General features: G+C 71.1%; 19 protein-coding genes. 9 read left to right on the forward strand and 10 right to left on the reverse strand.

Going from position 1 to position 19,406, the window contains the following annotated elements; all coding sequences use genetic code 11:
- Positions 1-29: 29 nt before the first annotated feature.
- Positions 30-1,856, reverse strand: a complete 1,827-nt coding sequence (locus ACIA5G_RS43165) for a glycoside hydrolase family 3 protein (RefSeq protein ID WP_395934292.1) — start codon at positions 1,854-1,856, stop codon at positions 30-32.
- 154 nt (positions 1,857-2,010) lie between these two features.
- Between ACIA5G_RS43165 and ACIA5G_RS43170 the strand changes: the two genes are divergently transcribed.
- From ACIA5G_RS43170 to ACIA5G_RS43180, 3 genes are all read left to right on the forward strand, one after another.
- The gene (locus tag ACIA5G_RS43170; RefSeq protein WP_395934294.1) at positions 2,011-2,502 is read left to right on the forward strand and encodes a DUF664 domain-containing protein; all 492 of its coding nucleotides are present in this window, start codon (positions 2,011-2,013) and stop codon (positions 2,500-2,502) included.
- 40 nt (positions 2,503-2,542) lie between these two features.
- The gene (locus ACIA5G_RS43175) at positions 2,543-3,322 is read left to right on the forward strand and encodes a helix-turn-helix domain-containing protein (protein WP_395934296.1); all 780 of its coding nucleotides are present in this window, start codon (positions 2,543-2,545) and stop codon (positions 3,320-3,322) included.
- Between the two features lie 76 nt (positions 3,323-3,398).
- Positions 3,399-4,550 (forward strand): 4-hydroxybenzoate 3-monooxygenase, encoded by a 1,152-nt coding sequence (locus tag ACIA5G_RS43180; protein ID WP_395934298.1) that lies wholly within the window; start codon positions 3,399-3,401, stop codon positions 4,548-4,550.
- Here ACIA5G_RS43180 and ACIA5G_RS43185 read toward each other — a convergent pair.
- The 6 genes from ACIA5G_RS43185 to ACIA5G_RS43210 all read right to left on the reverse strand — a co-directional run bounded on the left by ACIA5G_RS43185 (position 4,547) and on the right by ACIA5G_RS43210 (position 8,353).
- On the reverse strand, positions 4,547-5,068 hold the full coding sequence (locus ACIA5G_RS43185) for a YbaB/EbfC family nucleoid-associated protein (protein WP_395934300.1): 522 nt from the start codon (positions 5,066-5,068) through the stop codon (positions 4,547-4,549). The genes ACIA5G_RS43180 and ACIA5G_RS43185 overlap by 4 nt on opposite strands.
- Positions 5,069-5,073: 5 nt before the next feature.
- Positions 5,074-5,448, reverse strand: a complete 375-nt coding sequence (locus ACIA5G_RS43190) for a YbaB/EbfC family DNA-binding protein (protein ID WP_395934302.1) — start codon at positions 5,446-5,448, stop codon at positions 5,074-5,076.
- A gap of 9 nt (positions 5,449-5,457) precedes the next feature.
- Entirely contained in the window at positions 5,458-6,585 is a 1,128-nt protein-coding gene (locus ACIA5G_RS43195; RefSeq protein WP_395934304.1) for an NlpC/P60 family protein, read from the reverse strand.
- Positions 6,582-6,920, reverse strand: coding sequence for a hypothetical protein (locus ACIA5G_RS43200; RefSeq protein WP_395934306.1), 339 nt, complete (start codon positions 6,918-6,920; stop codon positions 6,582-6,584). Before ACIA5G_RS43200 ends, ACIA5G_RS43195 begins: the two co-directional genes overlap by 4 nt.
- A gap of 110 nt (positions 6,921-7,030) precedes the next feature.
- Entirely contained in the window at positions 7,031-7,774 is a 744-nt protein-coding gene (locus ACIA5G_RS43205; RefSeq protein WP_395934308.1) for a DsbA family protein, read from the reverse strand.
- 72 nt (positions 7,775-7,846) lie between these two features.
- Positions 7,847-8,353 (reverse strand): MauE/DoxX family redox-associated membrane protein, encoded by a 507-nt coding sequence (locus tag ACIA5G_RS43210; protein ID WP_395934440.1) that lies wholly within the window; start codon positions 8,351-8,353, stop codon positions 7,847-7,849.
- 88 nt (positions 8,354-8,441) lie between these two features.
- On the opposite strand from ACIA5G_RS43210, the gene ACIA5G_RS43215 reads away from it, so the two are divergent.
- The 4 genes from ACIA5G_RS43215 (at position 8,442) to ACIA5G_RS43230 (ending at position 13,464) form a co-directional block, all read left to right on the forward strand.
- Positions 8,442-9,272 carry a glutamate ABC transporter substrate-binding protein gene (locus tag ACIA5G_RS43215; protein ID WP_395934310.1) on the forward strand — a complete coding sequence of 277 codons (831 nt, stop codon included), beginning with the start codon at positions 8,442-8,444 and terminating at the stop codon, positions 9,270-9,272.
- Positions 9,269-11,662 carry an ATP-dependent helicase HrpB gene (gene hrpB, locus ACIA5G_RS43220; protein WP_395934312.1) on the forward strand — a complete coding sequence of 798 codons (2,394 nt, stop codon included), beginning with the start codon at positions 9,269-9,271 and terminating at the stop codon, positions 11,660-11,662. Before ACIA5G_RS43215 ends, hrpB begins: the two co-directional genes overlap by 4 nt.
- 99 nt (positions 11,663-11,761) lie before the next feature.
- Positions 11,762-12,676 carry an ATP-binding cassette domain-containing protein gene (locus ACIA5G_RS43225; RefSeq protein WP_395934314.1) on the forward strand — a complete coding sequence of 305 codons (915 nt, stop codon included), beginning with the start codon at positions 11,762-11,764 and terminating at the stop codon, positions 12,674-12,676.
- Positions 12,673-13,464: an ABC transporter permease gene (locus tag ACIA5G_RS43230; RefSeq protein ID WP_395934316.1), complete on the forward strand. Its 792-nt coding sequence runs from the start codon at positions 12,673-12,675 to the stop codon at positions 13,462-13,464. Before ACIA5G_RS43225 ends, ACIA5G_RS43230 begins: the two co-directional genes overlap by 4 nt.
- Positions 13,465-13,957: 493 nt before the next feature.
- On the opposite strand, the gene ACIA5G_RS43235 is transcribed toward ACIA5G_RS43230, so the two are convergent.
- A complete protein-coding gene (locus ACIA5G_RS43235; RefSeq protein ID WP_395934318.1) occupies positions 13,958-14,497 on the reverse strand; it encodes a TetR/AcrR family transcriptional regulator in 540 nt (179 codons plus the stop codon).
- 49 nt (positions 14,498-14,546) lie between these two features.
- On the opposite strand from ACIA5G_RS43235, the gene ACIA5G_RS43240 reads away from it, so the two are divergent.
- The gene (locus ACIA5G_RS43240; RefSeq protein WP_395934320.1) at positions 14,547-15,698 is read left to right on the forward strand and encodes an FAD-dependent monooxygenase; all 1,152 of its coding nucleotides are present in this window, start codon (positions 14,547-14,549) and stop codon (positions 15,696-15,698) included.
- On the opposite strand, the gene ACIA5G_RS43245 is transcribed toward ACIA5G_RS43240, so the two are convergent.
- A complete protein-coding gene (locus tag ACIA5G_RS43245) occupies positions 15,643-16,317 on the reverse strand; it encodes a response regulator (RefSeq protein ID WP_395934322.1) in 675 nt (224 codons plus the stop codon). The two genes, ACIA5G_RS43240 and ACIA5G_RS43245, sit on opposite strands and share 56 nt — an antisense overlap.
- Positions 16,314-17,894: a sensor histidine kinase gene (locus ACIA5G_RS43250; RefSeq protein ID WP_395934324.1), complete on the reverse strand. Its 1,581-nt coding sequence runs from the start codon at positions 17,892-17,894 to the stop codon at positions 16,314-16,316. The genes ACIA5G_RS43245 and ACIA5G_RS43250 overlap by 4 nt, the downstream gene beginning before the upstream one ends.
- A 128-nt stretch (positions 17,895-18,022) precedes the next feature.
- Here ACIA5G_RS43250 and ACIA5G_RS43255 point away from each other — a divergent pair, with 128 nt between their 5' ends.
- Positions 18,023-19,255, forward strand: coding sequence for a sigma-70 family RNA polymerase sigma factor (locus ACIA5G_RS43255; protein WP_395934326.1), 1,233 nt, complete (start codon positions 18,023-18,025; stop codon positions 19,253-19,255).
- The last annotated feature ends 151 nt before the right edge of the window (positions 19,256-19,406 follow it).

Here is a 19,406-nt window from a genome sequence, read left to right on the forward strand (position 1 = left end):
TTCCTTCCGGTGGGGGACGGGGGAAACGATCACCAGTGGCGTGGGTAGTGCAGCCCGTAGCCGTACGGGAACAGCGCGGGCTTGCCGTCGCCGGCGTTGATCGGCTGCTGGTCGGCGCTGCGCATCCAGGTCACCGGCAGCTTGCCGGTCGGGTTGTAGTCGCCGAAGAGGACGTCGGCGACACCCTGTCCTTCACTGCCGGGCAGCCAGGACTCGACGAGCCCGGCCCAGTCGCCCACCTGCGCCGCGATGTCGAGCGGCCGCCCGGACACCAGCACGACCACGGTCGGCACGCCGGAGTCCTTCAGCTTCTGCAGCGTGGCCAGGTCGGCCGCGTCCAGTCCCATCCCTTGTGGACGGTCTCCCTTGCCTTCGGCGTACGGCGTCTCCCCCACCACCGCGACGGCGACGTCGTAGCTCCGGTCGATCCCGGCGCCGTCCTTGGCGAAGGTCACCTTCGAGGAAGTGCTCTTGATGCCCTGCAGGATCGTGGTGCCCGGGATGACCGGGCCGCTGGTGCCCTGCCAGCCGACGGTCCAGCCACCGGACTGGTTGCCGATGTCGTCGGCGCTCTTGCCGGCCACGAAGATCTTTTCGCGCTTGGACAGCGGCAAGACGTGGTTGTCGTTCTTCAGCAGCACCTGGGACTCCCGGACGGCCTGACGCGCCAGGTCGCGGTGCTGCTTGCTGCCGATCGTGTTCAGGTACCGGCGGTCGGTCAGCGGGTGCTCGAACAGGCCGAGCTCGAACTTCTTGGTGAGGATGCGCTTGTTGGCGTCGTCGATCCGCGACATCGGCACGCGGCCCTGCTGCACCAGCGTGCGCAAGGTGTCGATGAACTTCTGCCACTCGTAGGGCACCATCACCATGTCGATGCCCGCGTTGATCGAAGCCTCGACCTCTTCCGGGGTGAAGCCGGTCTTGCCGTCGATCTTGTCAACACCGTTGTAGTCCGAGACGACGATGCCCTGGAAGCCCAGTTCCTTCTTGAGGACGTCGTTGATCAGGTACGAGCCGGCGTGCATCTTGACGCTGTTCCAGCTGCTGTAGGAGATCATCACCGAGCCGACGCCGCGCTGGATCGCGGCCTTGAACGGCGGCAGGTGGATCTGGCGCAGCTCCTGCTCACTGATTTCGGTGTTGCCCTCGTTGACCCCGCCGGTCGTGCCGCCGTCACCGACGTAGTGCTTGGCGGTGGCCATGACCGAACCGGGCCGGTTCAGCGAACGCCCCTGCAGGCCGGTGATGATCGACGTCATCTCGGTGGCCAGCTGCGGGACCTCGCCGAACGACTCGTAGGTGCGGCCCCAGCGGTCGTTGCGGGCGACACACAGGCAGGGCGCGAAGTCCCAGTCGATGCCGGTGCCGGAGACCTCTTCCGCGGTGGCGCGGCCGATCTTCTCGACCAGCCGCGGATCACGCGTCGCGCCGAGGCCGATGTTGTGCGGGAAGACGGTGGCGCCGTAGAGGCCATTGTGACCGTGGACGGCGTCGACACCGTAGATCAGCGGGATGCCGAGCGGTGTCGCGAGCGCGGCCTTCTGGAAACCGTCGTACATGTCGGCCCAGGTCACCGGGGTGTTCGGGGTCGGCTGCGAGCTGCCGCCGGAGAGCAGCGAGCCGAGCCGGCCGGTGGTGACGTCGTCCGGCGACTTCACGCCGAGCCGTTCGGCCTGCATCATCTGGCCGAGCTTGTCGTCCAGGGTCATCCGGGACATCAGGTCGCTCACGCGGACCTTCACCGGACGCCAGGAATCCTTGTACGCCGGGCTGTTTCCGGCTAGCGCGGGGGTTTCCGACGTCAGCAGCAGCCCCACCGCCAGTGCGCCGATGCCCAGTCTGCGGCCGAGACCCATCCGGGTCCTCCTCGTCGAGAGACCAAAATTCACGCCTTGAATTAATGCATAGGCTTTGGGCGTTGGTCCAGACCTCTGCGGGAACTCGGTTTCCGCTCAGCGGGATTGTGGATTCCGGTCAGGATCTGGCCTACTTCGGTTCTACGGTCACCCCATGACTCGCGAACACGACGAACTCCTCGGCCGGCTGGCGGAAGTGCGGAAGCGCTTGCTGATCCCGGTCCGGGACATTTCGGACGCCGAAGCGGCGAAGCGCACGACGGTCAGCGAACTGACCCTCGGCGGCCTGATCCGCCACCTCGCCACCGGCGAGCGCATGTGGCTGCAGGTCCTGCGCAACGCCGACGGCTCGCTCCCGGACGGCATGCTCGACACAGCGCAGTACTCGATGAGCGAAACGCTGTCCCACTGGCTTTCGGCCTACGCGGCCGCTGCCGCCGAGACGGACGCGTACGTGGCTTCGCTGCCGTCACTGGACGTCGAGGTGCAGCTGCCGACGACACCGTGGTCACCGCCGGAGCCGCAGTTCTGGTCGGCCCGCCGGATCGTCCTGCACCTGATCCACGAGACGGCCCAGCACGCGGGCCACGCGGACATCATCCGCGAGTCCTTGGACGGCGCGAACTCCACGGCCCAGCTGGCTTGACGGCTTCCCGCACGTCATGGCGGCGGTAAGCTGGGTTCCGATGCCGGAAACCCGCCACCCGTCCCCGCTGCCCGTGACGCTGGGGGGCACCACGCCTCGCGGCGGCGGCTGGCTCCCGCACGGCTTCCACCTCGGGAGCCACCGCCACACCGACGGCCAGCTCGTGTACGCGGCCGCCGGCGCCTTCACCACCACGACCGCCCGCGGGACCTGGGTCGCCCCGGCCAACCGCGTCACCTGGACCCCGCCCGGGTTCGACCACTCCCACCGCTTCTACGGCCGGACGGACGTCCGGCTCGTCGCCATCCCCGCCGAGCTGTGCGGCGGAGTGGTCGCGCACCCCAGCGTGTTCGCGGTCGGCCCGCTGATGCGTGAGGTCCTGCTGGCGCTGACCGACCGGACGGAGATCCGTCCCGGCGCCCACGAACGGCTGCGCGCGGTCCTGCTCGACGAGCTGACCGACACCCCCGAGCTGTCCCTGCACCTGCCCGAACCGCGGGACGACCGGCTGCGCGCCGTCACCGACCTCCTGCACGCCGACCCCGCCCGGACCACCACGCTGGCCGAGCTGGGCCGGGCCGCCGGGGCGAGCGAACGCACCCTCAGCCGCCTGTTCACCACCGAGCTCGGCATGAGCTTCCACCGCTGGCGCACCGTCCTGCGCATCCACCACGCGCTGGTCCACCTCACCGGCGGCCGGTCGGTCACCGACACCGCGATGGCCTGCGGCTGGTCCAACCCGTCGAGCTTCATCGACGCGTTCACCGAAGTCGTCGGCCAGACCCCCGGCCGCTACCAGGCGGAGCTGAGGCAGCAGTAGCAGGTTGGCGGCTTTCCGGTACGCCGTGTCCCGTCACCGGTGGGCGGCGCGCGCCAGCGGGGTCAGGGTGGGATTCATGACCGAACACACCACCGTGGCCATCATCGGGGCCGGGGTCGCCGGCCTCACCCTCGGAAACATGCTGCAGCGCAACGGAATCGCGTGCGTAGTACTGGAGAAGCACCACCGCGGCCACGTCGAACAACGGCAACGCGCCGGGACCGTCGACAGCCGTGGCGTGCACATGTTCCGCGATTGGGGCCTGCAGGAGGTCGTGGAGAGCGACGCCTTCCCCGAGGTCGAAAGCGGCTTCTTCATCGACGGTGAGGAGCTGCCGATCGACTTCGCCGAGGACGACAACAAGGACAGCATCTTCTGCCCCCAGCAGGTTCTCGTCCGCAACCTCACGGACCTCTTCCTCCGCGGCGGCGGAGACCTCCGGTTCGAGGCCGACGGCGTTTCCCTGGCGGACATCAGCGGCGAACATCCCGTTGTCCGGTCCGGAGAAACCGTCCTGAGCTGTGACTTCATCGCAGGCTGCGACGGCGACCGCGGGGTCAGCCGGACGGCCGTCCCCGCCGGTGCGCTCACGCGGTATTCCCACGAGTTCGGGTATTCCTGGCTGAGCGTCCTGGCCGAAGTGCCGACCGATCCCTCCGGGATGGCGATCCATTCCCGTGGCCTGGCCGGGATGATCCCCCGCGGCGCGCACGCCAGCCGCATCTACCTGCAGTGCCGGGTGGACGACACGCTCGCGCAGTGGCCGGACGAGCGCGTGTGGAGCGAGCTCGAAGCCCGCTTCGGCAAACCCGTGGCGACCGGCCGGATCGCGGACAAGCGGCTCGTGCCGCTGAGAAGCGTGGTGCACAGCCCGATGCACCACGGAAAGCTGTACCTGCTCGGGGACGCGGCCCACATCGTCCCGCCGATGAGCGCCAAGGGAATCAACCTCGCGCTCCACGACGCCGAGGTGTTCGCCCGCGCTGTCATCAAGCACACCGAGGACGGTGATCCGAGCCTGCTCGACGCCTACTCCGAGACCTGCCTGCGGCACGTCTGGAACTACCAGGCGTTCGCGACGTGGATCACCGAGGTCATGCACAACGCCGGAGACCCGTCGCACGAAGGAGAATTCCGCAAGCAGGTCGCCCGGGCGGAGCTGCAGCGCCAGTTCACCTCACCCGCGGCGAACCGCCTCTTCGGCGAGCTCACCGCCGGGGTGAACTAGCGGTCCGAGCGCAGGGAAGCCGGGTCGAAGGAGTCCCAGTACGCGTCCTCGTCTTCCACACTCGACGCGGGCGCCGGCGCGGGCGCGGATTCGGGCGAAGATCCCAGCCGCTCGGCCCGCTGCCGCTGGAACTCCGCCACCGTCATGCCCGGGTCGTCGTCCTCGGCCCGGGCGGGCGCCGGGAGACCGGTCATCTGCTCGATCATGGACGTCATGTCCTCGCCGAGGAGCAGGGCGACCTTGTTGTACCCGTCCTGGGTCGCCTCGCGCATGGCCACCTGGGCGATCTCGACGACCAGCGGGCCGAGCTGGTCACCCAGGTTCACCGCCGACGGCGCCAGCCACAGCCGCAGGAGCTTGCCGCGTGCGTCGACGGTGATCTCGACCTGGCCGTCGACGTCGTGGGCCGTGCCGCGGGCCTGCGCCATCAGCTCTTCGACCTGGCTCATCGCCTCTTCGCGGGCGCGGGCCTGGGAAATCAGCTGCCGCGTGGTGAGCGTGATCGGCACTTCGTCCATCGCGCTCACCTTCCGTAGGAGTAGGAGTCGGCGTCCGGATCGTCGTCCGGGATCGGCTCGTAGCCCAGCGTCTCGAGCTGTTCGGCGTCCACGACGGGCGCCAGCGCGTGGTACATCTTGTCGCCCGCGCGGCGGGTCGCGCGCTGGGCCAGCTCGAGGATCTGATCGGCGAGCACCGTCGACCCGTGCCGCAGCGCGGACCGGTGGATCGTCAGGCCGGTGAGCAGCCCGCCGGGCGCCACCTGGACCTCGATGCCGTCGGCGGACGCCTTGCCCACCACCGGGCCCGAACGAGCGAAGCGCGCTTCGGCCTCCGCGCCGGCCCGGTCCGCCTGTTCGGCGACCCGGGACACCGCCAGATCCACGTCGAATTCAGCCACGATGCGAAGTTACCCCGTCGGCCGGTAGAAGCCGATGAACTGCTGTCCCGCGTTCGTGGTACGGATCTTGCTGATCTGCACCGGGTCGCCGGCCTCGACCATCTGGCCGTCGCCGATCACCATCGCCACGTGCCCGGACCACACCACGAGGTCGCCGGGCAGCAGCTGGTCGATCGAGGGCACCTCGGCGCCGACCGTCTGCTGCTTCGCCGTCCGCGGCAGCTGCAGACCGGCGTCCTGGTACGACGTCATGGTCAGCCCGCTGCAGTCGAGACCCTGGCCACGCGCGGTGCCGCCCCACACGTACGGCACGCCGAGCTGCGAAAGCGCGTTGCGCACGGCCTTGGCCGCGGTCTCGTTCGGCGCCATGACCTGCTTGCCGCCGGGCAGGTTGATCGCGACGCCGGAGCCGGGCTGCGGCGGGATCGCGACCGGCAGCCGCGGCTTGCTGACCGAGCCGCCGCCACCACCGCCGCCACCTCCCCCGCCGCCACCGCCACCGGAGTCCCCGCCGCCGGAGTAGCCGCTGTTGGTGTTGAACGACTGGCCGACCTTGGTCTCGGCCGCGCTGCTCGACGACGTCGTCTGCTCCGGGCCACCCAGCCGGGTGCCGATGTCGGTGAGCTGGTTGATCGTCTGCTCGCTGAACGTCGCCGCCTGACCGGTGAGCTGGCTGATCTTGGTCTGCAGCTTCATCAGGATGTCGCGCGACGCGGCGCCGCGGCTCTCCGGCGGCTGGATGTTCTTGACCGCCGCCAGCGCCTTCATCGACGCCGAGATCTCCTTGATGATCTGGTCGCGGACCTGGTCGTTCTTGATCTCGCCCAGGTTCAGCGTCTCGGCCGCCTCGGCGACCGCCTTCTCGATCTCGGCGCTCTCGTCGAGGAGGTCCTGGACCTCCTGCTCCAGGCTCTTCGACGTCGCGGTGGCGCGGTCCGTCGTCGAGCCGGAGCTGGCGGAAGCGAGGTTGACGCGCTGGTCGGAGGCGACGTCGCGGGTCCGGCCCACCGACGTCTGCAGCGCGACGTGCGCGTCCCGCGCGCCGCCGATCGCAGCCGGGTCGTGGCGCAGCTTCTGCGCGAACTGGTTCGTCGGCTCCAGGCCGTGCCGGACGAGCTGGTCGGCGTGCTCGGTCACGCGAGGTCCTGCCCGAGCCGCCGGACGACGTCACCGTGCTCGGCCTCCACCGCCGAGTAGTTGCGGTCGGTCTGCCGGGCGGCTTCGCCGACCTGCCGCCAGCCGCCGCCGACGCGGTGCATCTTCTCCTGCAGTGTGCGCATCCGGCCGCTGTAGGCGCCGGAGAAGCCGGACTCGCCGCCCATCTCGGAGAAGCCGTGGCCGCCGAGCGTCACGTGCGGGCCGACGTGCTTGTCCGCGGCACCCTTGACGTCGTCACCGAGCGGGTCGACTTCGTGCGCGTACCGCTTGTACGCGCCGTCGTCGACGTGAAACCCCTGATGTGAACCGTCCACTGGCCCTCCCTGTCACCAGGGATGCGACGTGCGCGCGCGACCCCCGGTTCCCCTGCTGCGGGATTCAGCCTAGACCACGGTCCGTACCCGGGTGGGCGAATTGCCCGGACTCAGCCGGTGACCTTCTTGAGCCAGTCCGGGTCCTGCCAGGACACGATCGTGCCGTTCGAAGTGACCGTCGGCGTGCCGAAACCGCTCTGCCCGCCACCGAAGTCCTGCGCCAGCTTCGGGTCGCTCTCGATCTGCTGGAACGCGGTGTTCAGCTGCTGCTCGTAGGTGCCGGCGTTGACCGTCTCGGCGAACTTCGGGTCGGTGATCCCGACGTCCTGGCCGAGCTTGATCAGCTGCGCCTTGTCGTAGCCGCGCTTGCCCTCTTCGGGCTGGTTCGCGAACAGCGCGTCGTGGAACTGGACGAACTTGCCGGCGTCGGCCGCGGCGAGCGCCGCGTTCGCCGAGTCGAGCGAGTAGCCGGGCGGGTCCGACTTCGTGTTCAGCAGCGGCACCATGTGGTAGCGCACCTGCAGCTCGCCGTCGTTGACCGCCTGCTCGATCTGGCCCTTGTACTGCTTTTCGAACTCACCGCAGATGGGGCAGAGGAAGTCGGCGTAGACGTCGATCGAGGCCTTCGCACCCGGCTTGCCCACCGTGACGGCCACTCCGTCGCGCTTCTGCGCGACGTCGCCGGCCAGCGCGCTGGTGCTCGCCCCGGGGCTGATCACCTGGCCCTCGGTCTTGTTCTTGTCCGAGATCGTCCAGATCACGCCGCCGATCACGAGCGCCGCCACGACGACCACGGCGGCGATCCCGATGATCCACTTCCGCTTGTCGCCGGACGCGCCCCTGGCCTGGGCCACCGCCCGGGCTCCCCCGGCCTGCGCGGCCTGACGACGCTTCCGAGCGGTCCGCTCAGCTCCACCCACTGTGTATCAGTTCCCTTCCGCGATACCCGAGTAGTCGGGTTCGGGCTCGTCGGAGTTCCCGCGACCTCGCGCCAGCCAGCCGTCGACCGACAGCCAGGTCCGCGGCCGCGCCAGCAGCCAACCGGCCAGCAGCGCGAACCCGGAATCACGGAGGATCTCCTGCGGGTACTCGGTCTGCCCCGCCGACACCTGGCCACCGCCGCCGAAGCACCCGCAGTCGATGCTCAGGCCGCGTGCCCACGACTGGGCGATCCCGGCGATGAGCACGACGAGCAGCACCAGCGCGGCGCCGGCGACCCAGCGGGTCGCCAGGCCGGCGAGCAGGAACAGCCCGAGCACGAGTTCGACCAGCGGCAGCGCGATGGCCACCACGTTTTCGAGTGCGTCCGGCAGCACGTCGTACGCCTGCACGGCGATCAGCGTCTGCCCCGGATCGGCCAGCTTCAGCGCACCGGAAACCAGCCAGACGGCCGCCAGCCCGAGCCGGGCGAGCGTGCCGACGGCGTCCAGCACGGGTTGGGACGGTCGCACCACGCACTTAGGCTAACGGGAGGACCTGAGAACCACGTGAGGGCACGGCGACGGCGGAAGGCGGGGCGCGATGCGGTGGCGAACGCTCCTCGGTGCGGCGTTGCTGCTGGTCACGGCGGCGGCGTGCGGCCCGGCCCAGGTGTCGCCGAGCGACTCGCTGGTGACCCGGGCCAGTGCCACGGATCACCTGACCATCGGCATCCGGTTCGACGCGCCGGGGCTTTCCGAGCGCACCGTGGACGGCAGGTTCGTCGGATTCGATGTCGATGTGGCGACATTCGTCGCCTCGGAGCTGGGTGTCGCGGCGAAGGACATCACGTGGCGCGAGACGACGTCGGCGACGCGCGAAACCGACCTCACCGCGGGCGCCGTCGACCTGGTCGTGGCGACCTACTCGATCACCGACAAGCGCAAGCAGGTGGTGTCGTTCGCCGGGCCGTACTTCACCACCGGCCAGGACCTGCTGGTGCGCCGCACGTCCGCCGACATCACCGGGCCGGAGACGCTCAACGCGCGGCGGCTGTGCTCGGTCACCGGCTCGACGCCGGCGCAGCAGGTCAAGGACAAGTTCGCCCAGGCCGTGCAGCTGGTCGAGTACCCGCGGTACCCGGACTGCGTCACCGCGCTGCTGGCCGGGCAGATCGACGCCGTGACCACCGACGGGGTGATCCTCGCCGGGTACGTCGCCCGTGATCCCGAGCTGCTGAAGGTCGTCGGGAAGCCGTTCTCGAAGGAGAACTACGGCGTCGGCCTGCGCAAGGGGGACACGCAGGGGGTGAGCGCGGTCGACGACGCGATCCGGAAGATGATCTCCTCCGGCGAGTGGCTGCGCTCGCTCAACGAGAACATCGGGCCGTCCGGTTACCAGCTGCCCGCTCCCCCCGAGGTCACCGAGAAGTGAAGTCCTTCGAACTGCCCGACCTGCCGGTCCGTGCGGTGCTGCCGGACGTCGTCGCGGCGCTGGACGCCCACGGCACGGCGGTGCTCGTCGCGCCGCCCGGGACGGGGAAGACGACGCTGGTGCCGCTCGCGCTCGCTGCTTCGGGTGGGCGGGTCGTGGTGGCCGAGCCTCGACGGCTGGCGGCGCGGGCCGCGGCGGCGCGGATGGCCGCGTTGCTGGACGAGCCGGTCGGCGAGACGGTGGGGTACGCCGTGCGCGGCGACCGGAAGGTGTCGGCGCGCACCCGGATCGAGGTCGTGACGTCCGGGCTGCTGGTGCGGCGCGTACAGGGTGATCCGGAGCTGCCCGGTGTGTCGACGGTGCTGCTGGACGAGTGCCACGAGCGGCACCTGGACGCGGACCTGCTGCTCGCGCTGCTGCTGGACGTCCGCGCGGGGCTGCGCGACGACCTCCGGCTGCTGGCGACGTCGGCGACGGTCGCGGCGGGGCGGCTCGCGTCGCTGCTCGGGGACGCGCCGGTGGTGACGGCCACGGCCCGGACGTTCCCGGTGGTGATGTCGTATCTGCCCCCGGCACGAGGTGAGCGCGTCGAGGCTTCCGTGGCCCGCGCGGTGCGGACGGCACTGTCCTCCGGGGATGGTGACGTCCTGGCGTTCCTGCCCGGCGCCGGGGAGATCGCGCGCACCACGGGCTTGCTGCGACTGTCCGATGTGGACGTCCTGCCGCTGCACGGACGGCTGTCGGCGGCGCACCAGGACGACGCGCTGCGCCCCCGCGACCGGCGGCGGGTGGTGCTGGCGACGGCGGTGGCGGAGTCGAGCCTGACCGTGCCGGGTGTGCGCGCGGTGGTGGATTCGGGACTGGCGCGCGTACCGCGGGTCGACCACCGGCGCGGGTTGCCGGGGCTGGCGACGGTCCGGGTGTCGTCGGCGGTGGCCGTGCAACGCTCCGGGCGCGCGGGCCGCGAGGCGCCGGGGCGGGCGTACCGCTGCTGGGCGGAACACGAGCAGGCGCTGCTCCCGGCGTACCCCGAGCCGGAGATCCGCACGGCCGAGCTGGCCCGGCTGGCGCTGGAGCTGGCGTGCTGGTCGACGCCGGACGGCAGCGGCCTGGCCTGGTGGGACCCGCCGGGCGAAGGCGCGCTGGCGGCCGGCCGTTCGCTGCTGGTGACGCTGGGCGCAACTTCCCCTGACGGAGCGGTGACTGCGCGAGGACGGCGGATGGCGGAGCTGGGCCTGCACCCGCGCCTGGCCCGGGCGCTGCTCGACGGCGCGGAAGAGGTCGGCGCCCGGAACGCGGCGGAAGTGGTGGCGCTGCTGGACGCGGGCGCCACGCTCACGGATGTGGAAGCCGAGCTGCGGCGGCTCCGCTCGGCGAGTGACGACGGGGCCCGCCGCTGGAAGCGCGACGCCCGGCGCCTCGAAGGCTTGGTCTCGGACCGCCGGGCCGGCGGACGGCCCGATCCCGCGCTCGTGGTCGCCCTCGCGCATCCCGAGCGGCTCGCCCGGCGCCGTCCCGGTGGCGCTCCCGTCTACCTCATGGCCGGTGGCACCGCCGCGGAACTCCCGGCCGGCAGCGGCCTGAGCTCCGAATGGCTCGCCGTCGCCGAGGCGACCCGGGATCCCGGGCGGGTGCACGGCACCATCCGGCTCGCCGCGGCCGCCGACGAACGGCTCGCCACCCGCGTCACCCCGGTGTCCGAAGTGGACGAAGTCACCTGGAACGGCGACGTGGTCGCCCGGCGCGTCCGCAGGATCGGCGCCATCACGCTGTCCGAAAAGCCCCTGCAGAACGCCGACGTCCACGACGCTCTCGTCGCCGGATTGAAGGCCGAGGGGCTGAACCTCCTGAAGTGGAGCCAGGACGCGACCCGGCTGCGTGAGCGGATGGCCTTCCTGCACCGCGTGCTCGGCTCGCCGTGGCCCGCGGTCGACGACGCCACCCTGCTGTCCGATGTGGACAGCTGGCTGGACCTCTCGGGCGCCCGGCGGAAGGCCGACCTCGCGAACGTCAACGCCGGCACCGCGTTGAAGGCCCTGCTGCCGTGGCCGGAAGCGGCCAAGCTGGACGACCTGGCCCCGGACCGGCTCGAAGTGCCGACGGGCTCGCACATCCGCGTCGACTACCGCGGTGACCAGCCCGTCCTCGCCGTCAAGCTGCAGGAGACGTTCGGCTGGACCGGCACACCCACGCTCGCCGGCGTCCCGGTCGTGCTGCACCTGCTCTCCCCCGCCGGCCGCCCGGCCGCGATCACCGCCGACCTCGCGAGCTTCTGGACCACCGGCTACCCGGCGGTGCGCGCCGACCTGCGCGGCCGCTACCCGAAGCACTCCTGGCCGGAGGATCCGGCGACCGCCGTCCCGACCCGGCACACCCGCCGCCGCGGCTGACCCCCGCCGAAAGTCGGGGGCCGGTCGCGACCGACGTCCGATGTCCCGGCACCCCCGGAAACCCCAGACTCCCGGTACAGGCGAACACCGGGAGGGATCATGATCACGCTTCGAGGTCTGACGAAGCGCTACGGGGAGAAAACCGTCGTCGACGCACTGACCTGCGACGTCGCGCCGGGCCAGGTGACCGGGTTTCTCGGCCCCAACGGCGCCGGGAAGTCGACGACCATGCGGATGACCGTCGGGCTCGACCACCCACAGGCGGGCGAAGTCCTCGTCGGCGGGCGGCGCTACGCCGAGCTGCGGCACCCGTTGCGCGAGGTCGGCGCGTTGCTCGACGCCAAGGCGCTGCACCCCGGCCGCAGTGCCGGAAGGCACCTGCTGGCCATGGCGCGCAGCAACGGGCTCCCGGCTTCACGGGTTGAAGAAGTCCTCGCGACGGTCGGGCTTTCGGACGTCGCGGGCAAGCGGGCCGGGCAGTTCTCGCTCGGCATGGGGCAGCGCCTCGGCATCGCGGGCGCGCTACTCGGCGACCCCGGCATCCTGATGTTCGACGAGCCGGTGAACGGCCTCGACCCGGACGGCGTCCGCTGGGTGCGGCAGCTGATGCGGTCGCTCGCCGCCGAGGGGCGGACGGTGTTCGTCTCGAGCCACCTGATGAGCGAGATGCAGCTGACCGCCGACCACCTGGTGGTGATCGGCCGCGGCAAGCTCCTGGCCGACGCACCGGTGGCGGAGTTCATCGCCGGCAACTCGCGCGCCACGGTCTCGGTGCGCATCCCGGTCGACGCCGAACGCGACACGCTCGATCAGCGGCTGCGCGCCGAGGGCGGTCTCACGCACCCCGGCGAGCCGGGCGAAATCGTCGTCGACGGCCTCGACGTCACCCGGGTCGGCGACCTCGCACACGAACTGGGGATCCGCGTGCACGGCCTCGCCGAGCGGACGGCGTCGCTCGAGCAGGCGTACATGGAACTGACGGCTTCTTCGGTGGAGTACGGGGTGTCGGCATGACAACGGTGACGTCTTCGGGAGTGCGCGGCGGCGGGCTGTCCGGCGCGGTGGCCGCGGAGTGGACGAAGTTCTGGTCGGTCCGCGCGACCTGGTGGTGCCTGATCACGGGAACCGCGCTGATGCTCGGCTACAGCACCCTGTCCGGCATCGCCCAGCGCTTCGACGACGACCCCCAAGCAGCGAACACCATCGCCCTCGGCGGCGGCTTCTACCTGACGCAGTTCGCGGTGATCGCGCTGGCGACCCTGTTCGTGACGAGCGAGTACGCGGGCGGTGGCATCCGTTCGACGCTGCTGTGGACACCGGTGCGCTCACGGGTGGTCCTCGCGAAGGCAGCGATCCTGCTGCCGGTGCTCTTCGCTTACGGCGTAGTGCTTTCCTGCGCGGGAATGGCCCTGTCCGCCGCGGTGAAGGACGGCCACGGCCTGCCGACGTCACTGGAAGCCGGCTTCACCACGGCGTCCGGCATGGGCGGGTACTTCGCGTTGCTGGGGCTGCTGTGCACGGGCATCGGGTGGGCGTTGCGCAGCGCGGCCGGGACGCTGGTCACGGTGATCGTGCTGCTGCTGCCGTTGCCGCTGATCGTGGCGTCGCTGGGGCTGCCGGAGCTGGTGTCGTACTTCCCGGGGATCGCGGGGGTGAACGCGATGGTCGAGGCGGGGCAACCGAACCCGATCACGATGACACCGGCGCCGTACGCACCCTGGGTCGGGCTGGCGATCTGCGCGACTTGGGCCGCGGCGGGGCTGCTGACGGGTGCGGCGGTGTTGCGCCGCCGGGACGCCTGACCGCCCGCCCTTCCCTGGCGGGGTTCCGGCAAAGTCGCGGTCAAGCGACCACGCGCCGGGGACCTCGAGCGGCCGGCTGCCGCGACGCTTGAATGCAGTGAACGACTCTTTCCTGTTGTCCGACGCCATGAAAGAGTCGTTCACTGCATTCCGGAGGGCGACCCATCGCGGTCGCTGCCGCTGCCGCTGAACGACCTTCAAACCTGGTCGCGCGGCCGCAACTCGAGGCGTGATGCACCCAATGTGGCATCGGGTGCATCTGACGCACCGAACGCCACATTGGGTGCATCACCTGTCACCGCCCACGATCAGGAACCCTGGGATACCGGAGCAGGCCATCGCGGGCCGGCTACCGACTTTGCGCGAAACGCCCCGCCCTTCCCTGGGGGGCGTCCCCGCTTCCAGCGTATCGGGCCCCTCCGACAAAAGCCGGAAAACGCCACTGCCGAGGCTTGGTTCTCCACATCACGGCGGGGATGTGGACAACCAGGCCTCAGCCCACACCGATGCCGGTGAGGAGCTCCCGAGCGCTGTCGACCAACGCCTCGAAAGTCGGCGGCGCGAGAGACCCCGTCCCGGCCAGTGAGTCGAAGATCGTTCCCTCCAGCCAGTTCACCACCACGGTCGCGTGCCGCTGCGGGGCCGTCGAGCCCGCCGCCGCCAGTGCTTCCACCGCGAGGCGGCGGATCAGCAGCCCGCCCTCGTCGTACACCGCCCGCAGCTCCGGCCGCCGCGTCGCCTCCAGGGCGAATTCGTACCGCGCCAGCATCCGCGTCCGCCCCGAAGTGATCGCCTCGAACGCGAAACCCGCGATCGACTCCGCCAGCCCGCCGGGCCGCGGCGAGACCTGGTCCAGCGCGACGATCCGCGCCATCGTCAGCTCGAGCAGCGCCGCCCGCGTGCGCGCGTAGTACGACGTCGAGCCCATCGGCAGGCCCGCCGCGCGGTCGACCGCCCGGTGCGTCAGGCCGCGCATGCCCTCGGCCGCGATCACTTCGATCGCCGCGTCACCGATCACCTCGAGTCGTTCCACAAGCGCACTCTACAGGTGTAGAGTGCTCTACAGATGTAGAGGAGGGGTCATGCACGCAGTGGTGGTCGGCGGGGGCATCGGCGGGCTGGGCGCGGCGATCGGGCTGCACCGGGCCGGCTGGACGGTCACCGTCCTCGAACAGGCGCCCGAGTTCGGGGACGTCGGCGCCGGCATCTCACTTTGGCCGAACGCCCTGCGCTGCCTGGACGAACTCGGTGTCGACCTCGGCGAACACCTCGCCGTCCAGACCCAGGGCGGCCTGCGCGACCGCCGTGGCCGGTGGCTCGCCCGCTGGGACGCCGCCGCCTTCGAACGGCACCACGGGCGGCCGCTGACCGGGATCCACCGGGCCGACCTCATCGCCGGGCTCCGCGACGCCCTCCCCGCCGACCGCCTGCGCACCGGCGTCAAGGTCACCGAAGTGACCGAAGACGGCCTGGTCCGCTTCACCGGCGGCGAGCTGCAGGCCGACCTGGTCGTCGCCGCCGAGGGCATCCGCAGCCCGATCCGCCACGCGCTCTTCCCGGCCTGCCCGGAGCCGGTCTACTGCGGCAGCACGGCGTTCCGCGGCATCGCCCGGCCGGCCCGGATCCCCGGGCTGAGCACCAGCTTCGACCGCGGCACCGAGATCGGCATCCTCCCGCTGACCGGCGGTGACGTCTATTGGTGGGTCTCCTACGTCACCGAGCCGGACGCGCGCCCGGCCGACCTCAAGGCGTACCTGAAGGAGCACTTCGGCGGCTGGCACGACCCGATCCCGGAGCTGATCGACGTCACACCGCCGGAAGCCCTGCTCCACCACGACCTTTACCACCTCGGCACGCCGCTCGGGACGTACGTCCGCGGCCGGGTCGCGCTGCTCGGCGACGCCGCGCACGCCATGCCGCCGTTCCTCGGCCAGGGTGGCTGCCAGGCCCTCGAAGACGCCGTGGTGCTCGCCCACGCGGTGGCCACGGAGGACACCGTCCAAAAAGCACTCCAGACCTACGACACCGAACGGCGGCCGCGCAGCCAGCGGGTCGCGCACGCTTCCGTCCGGGCGGGCAAGGCCGGGCCGCAGCTGACCAACCCGGTCGCGATCGCCCTGCGCACCACGCTGGCGCGCCTCCTCCCGGCCGGGCTGGCGGCCCGCTCCGGCGCCTCGATCAGCGGCTGGCGGCCTCCGCGTCTCCCCCGACCAGCCCCGCCTCGTACGCCGTGATCGCCGCCTGCACCCGGTTCTTCACCCCGAGCCGGGTCAGGATCGTGCTCACGTGCGCCTTCACCGTGCCCTCGACGACGAACATCTTCGCCGCGATGTCCGCATTGGACAGTCCGGAACCCACCAGTGTCAGCACTTCCCGCTCGCGCGGGGTCAGCACCTCGACCTTCGAACGCGCCGCGGCGGCCCGGGAAAGCCGGCCACCCGAAAGCCGGGCGATCACCCGCTGCGCCACCTTCGGGGAGAGGAACGCGGCCCCGTCGGCGACGGCGTGGATGCCCGCCAGCAGCTCGCGCGGGTCACCGGACTTCAGCAGGAACCCGCCCGCGCCGAGCCCCAGCGCACGCTCGATGTAGTCGTCCTCGCCGAACGTGGTCAGCATGATGACGCCGACGGCGGGCAGCAGCCGCCGGATCTCGGCGGCCGCGCCCAGGCCGTCCAGCCCCGGCATCCGGATGTCCAGCAGCACGACGTCCGGGTGCGTCGCGAGCGCCTGCGACACGGCGGAACGACCGTCGGCGGCCTCGGCGACCACCTCGATCCCGGCGTCCGCACCCAGGATCGCCGCCACCCCCGCCCGCATCATTGCTTCGTCGTCGGCCAGTACCACCCTGATCACGATGCCCCCTCGGCGAACTCGTCCTTGGCGACCAGCTTCCCCTCGGCGAAGCACAGCCGGTAAGCGGCGTAGTTGTCGTCCAGCCAAGATCTTCCCGTGCCGTAGTACTCGCACAGGACCCCGCCCACCGGCGGCAGCGGCGGCTCGCCGCGCACCGGGCGGGCCGAGCGCTGGTGCTCCGGCAGCTGCGGCGCCAGGTCGGCGCGCGCCTGCCCGATCCGCATCCGCTCGTAGGCCGGGCTCGGCAGCTCCGACGAGTTCCACTGGTACAGGAACACGATCCCGCTGACCGCGAGGACCACCCCGAACAGCGCGAGCGGAACGGTGACGGCCTGGATCAGGCTGCGGCGCACGTCGCGACGTGCCAGTGCCAGCTCCCGGGCCGACGTCGACTGCCCGACTTCGTCGTCGGCGGCCTCCCGCAGCTCGGCCGTCTCCTCGACCGGCGCGGCGTCATGCGGCAGCGTCGCGGTGACGGCGAACCCGCCCTCGCGCGGGCCGGCGCGCAGGGTGCCGCCGACGAGCCGGACCCGCTCGCGCAGGCCGATCAGCCCGAGGCGGCCGGACGCGGCGCCGGGCAGCGGGCCGGCGGGCGGCGTGGCGTTGACCACGCTCACCTCGGTCAGCTCACCGGAGCTGCGCACCTGGACGATGACCGCGGCGCCCGGCGCGTGCTTCGCGACGTTCGTCAGGGCTTCTTGGACGACGCGGTAGGCGGCGCGGGCGACCATCGGCGGCGCCTTCGCGCTGTCCACTGTGGATTCGATGAGCAGCCCGGACGCCCTCGCCCGCGCGATCAGCTCGCCGAGGTCACCCTGCACGGGTTCGACCGGCGCGGCGTCCTCGCGCAGCACGCCGATGATCTCGCGCAGCCGTTCGGTCGCCGCCGCGGCGCTGGTCCGCAGCTGCCCGGCCGCACCGCGCTGCGCGTCGTCCAGACCACCCGCGACCTCCAACGCCGCCGCGCGGACGGCGATCAGGCTCAGCTCGTGGCCGAGCGAGTCGTGCATGTCACTGGCGATCCGCGCGCGTTCGCGCAGCCGCGCCTGGTCGGCGACCAGCCGTTGCCGGCTCTCCATCTCCTCGGCCCGCCGCCAGCCGGTGCGCGCGAGCTCACCACGCAGCCGGATGTACCGGCCGAGCAGCCACGGCGAGAGCCCGGCGAACACCAGGATCGCCATCATCGCGGCCCAGTCGCCGAGGCCGTCCGGCGCGACGAGCAGCGACAGCGGGATGCCCAGCACCGAGACGGCCGCGCCGATCACCAGGGCGGGCCGCGCCCGTTCCATCCGCAGCGCGGCCTGGTAGCTCATCGCCACCAGCACGAACACCGTCCACACCGGCACGTGGTCGCCGTACGGGAACGGGACGGCGAGGGTCCCGACCTGCGCGATGCCGAGCGAGACGACGGGATACCGCCGGGCCGTCGCCACCGAGCCCACGACCACCGCGAGGCCGCCGGCAAGCTCCCACGCCGACCGGGTGGCCACGCTGTCCGAGAGCACGGTGAACGCCAGGAACAGCCCGAGGGCGACGTCGAGCACCACCCGCCACCTGCGCTTCGTCACCTCCCGCACAGGTTCGAAGCTACAAGGCGGCTCCGGCGCGGACCACTGCCGAAAGTCAACCTTCCGCGTTCACCCGCGCCGGCCTGCTGTTTCGCGGCGACCGGAACGGATCGGCGACGCTCTGTCGTAGGGTGAACATGACCAGTACCTTCACCGCCTCGGACCTGATGACGACCGAAGACGAGCCGGGCCTGACGGCCGAGGAGATCGACCGGAGTGCTCGTCGGGGCCTGCTCGAATCAAGGCCCGAGCACCTGACGCCCGGGGTGTTCCCCCGGATGTGGGCCATGTCGGCCGGAACCGTCTCGAACGCGGTCTTGCGCGCCGAGCGGCCCTTCCCGCTGGAGTACGTGACAATTCCGTTCTCGGCCACGAAGTTCGTCGAACTGACGAGCGCGGTCGGTATCTGGAATCTGCTCTGGGAAACCGCGCAGTTCCGCATTCACCTCTACGACGACGAGGAGCTCGCGACCGAACTCCGATCGGTCGTCGGTTTCGAGGAAACCAATGTGGCCTTCGTCCCGCGCACGCGGTCGCGGTACTACGAGTACTCCCCGCTGGCCCATCTGATCCCCGGCGGCACCCTGGACCGGTTCGGGCTTCCCCGCCTCTGCGGAGGACACTGGCCGTTCGTGGTCGGCGCTCTCGACGTCGACAGTCACTTGCCTGCCGACTTCGAAACCCGGCTCGCTCGCGCCTGGGCGTCGACCGTCTGGCGGCACCTCAACTCCGGATCTCCGCTCAGCGGGTTCTCGAAGGACGACCCGATCCGGCTGCTGGCCCACAACCTGGACTTCTGGATTCCTCCGGTGACCACGGTGGTGCAGGAGATCCTCCGCGAATTCCCCCTGGTCGACAACGGCATCGACCCGACACAACCGGGGTGCGAAGGCCTGACGGCGGCGAGGCCCCGGGTGTCCGGCGACCTGTGGTGCGGCGAAGCCGAGGCAGCCGAGGTCGTGGAGCAGACCGTCGAAGCCGCCGACTCCGGCGGCCGGCTGCGCGGCATCCTGGAAGCCGTCCGCGCGAACCGGGTCGAAGACGACTTCTCGGACCGCTGGTCCAACGCCCGCATCGACTTCGAGCGCAAGCTCCACCGCACCCGGTCGAAGGTGAAGGTCCGCTTCGTCGAGCTGACCGACACCATCCCGGTGCAGGGCCCGGACACGGAGATCGAAGGGAGGCTCGTTTCGGCGGACTTCCTCGCCCTGCTGGACCCGCCCAACCGGCAGATCGTCGTTTTGCTCACCAGCGGCTACACGAAGCTGACCGAAGTCGCTGACGTTCTCGGCTATCGCAACCACAGCGCCGTCTCGAAGCGGCTGAAACAGATCCGCGACCAGGCTGCACGGTTCTTCGGCGATCTCTAGCCGGGAAGGAACGCGACATGCCGAGAAGACAACGCCGGCCGACCGTCGTCGGGCTGCTCGAGCGGATCGTCACCAGCACGCCCAACACCGTGCGCACCCTGGCGGTGATCATCGTGCTCGCCGTACCGGCGATCGCCGGGCTGTGGATCGT

Source organism: Amycolatopsis sp. NPDC051758 (genome assembly GCF_044453095.1).
Lineage (GTDB): Bacteria > Actinomycetota > Actinomycetes > Mycobacteriales > Pseudonocardiaceae > Amycolatopsis.

Excerpts from the sequence above, each read along its gene's own strand:
- ACIA5G_RS43230 (WP_395934316.1), top strand. The coding sequence starts at position 12,673 with ATGACAACGGTGACGTCTTCGGGAGTGCGCGGCGGCGGGCTGTCCGGC.
- ACIA5G_RS43215 (WP_395934310.1), top strand. The coding sequence starts at position 8,442 with ATGCGGTGGCGAACGCTCCTCGGTGCGGCGTTGCTGCTGGTCACGGCG.
- ACIA5G_RS43175 (WP_395934296.1), top strand. The coding sequence starts at position 2,543 with ATGCCGGAAACCCGCCACCCGTCCCCGCTGCCCGTGACGCTGGGGGGC.
- ACIA5G_RS43225 (WP_395934314.1), top strand. The coding sequence starts at position 11,762 with ATGATCACGCTTCGAGGTCTGACGAAGCGCTACGGGGAGAAAACCGTC.
- ACIA5G_RS43240 (WP_395934320.1), top strand. The coding sequence starts at position 14,547 with ATGCACGCAGTGGTGGTCGGCGGGGGCATCGGCGGGCTGGGCGCGGCG.
- ACIA5G_RS43165 (WP_395934292.1), bottom strand. The coding sequence starts at position 1,856 with ATGGGTCTCGGCCGCAGACTGGGCATCGGCGCACTGGCGGTGGGGCTG.
- ACIA5G_RS43180 (WP_395934298.1), top strand. The coding sequence starts at position 3,399 with ATGACCGAACACACCACCGTGGCCATCATCGGGGCCGGGGTCGCCGGC.
- ACIA5G_RS43185 (WP_395934300.1), bottom strand. The coding sequence starts at position 5,068 with ATGGACGAAGTGCCGATCACGCTCACCACGCGGCAGCTGATTTCCCAG.
- ACIA5G_RS43255 (WP_395934326.1), top strand. The coding sequence starts at position 18,023 with ATGACCAGTACCTTCACCGCCTCGGACCTGATGACGACCGAAGACGAG.
- ACIA5G_RS43170 (WP_395934294.1), top strand. The coding sequence starts at position 2,011 with ATGACTCGCGAACACGACGAACTCCTCGGCCGGCTGGCGGAAGTGCGG.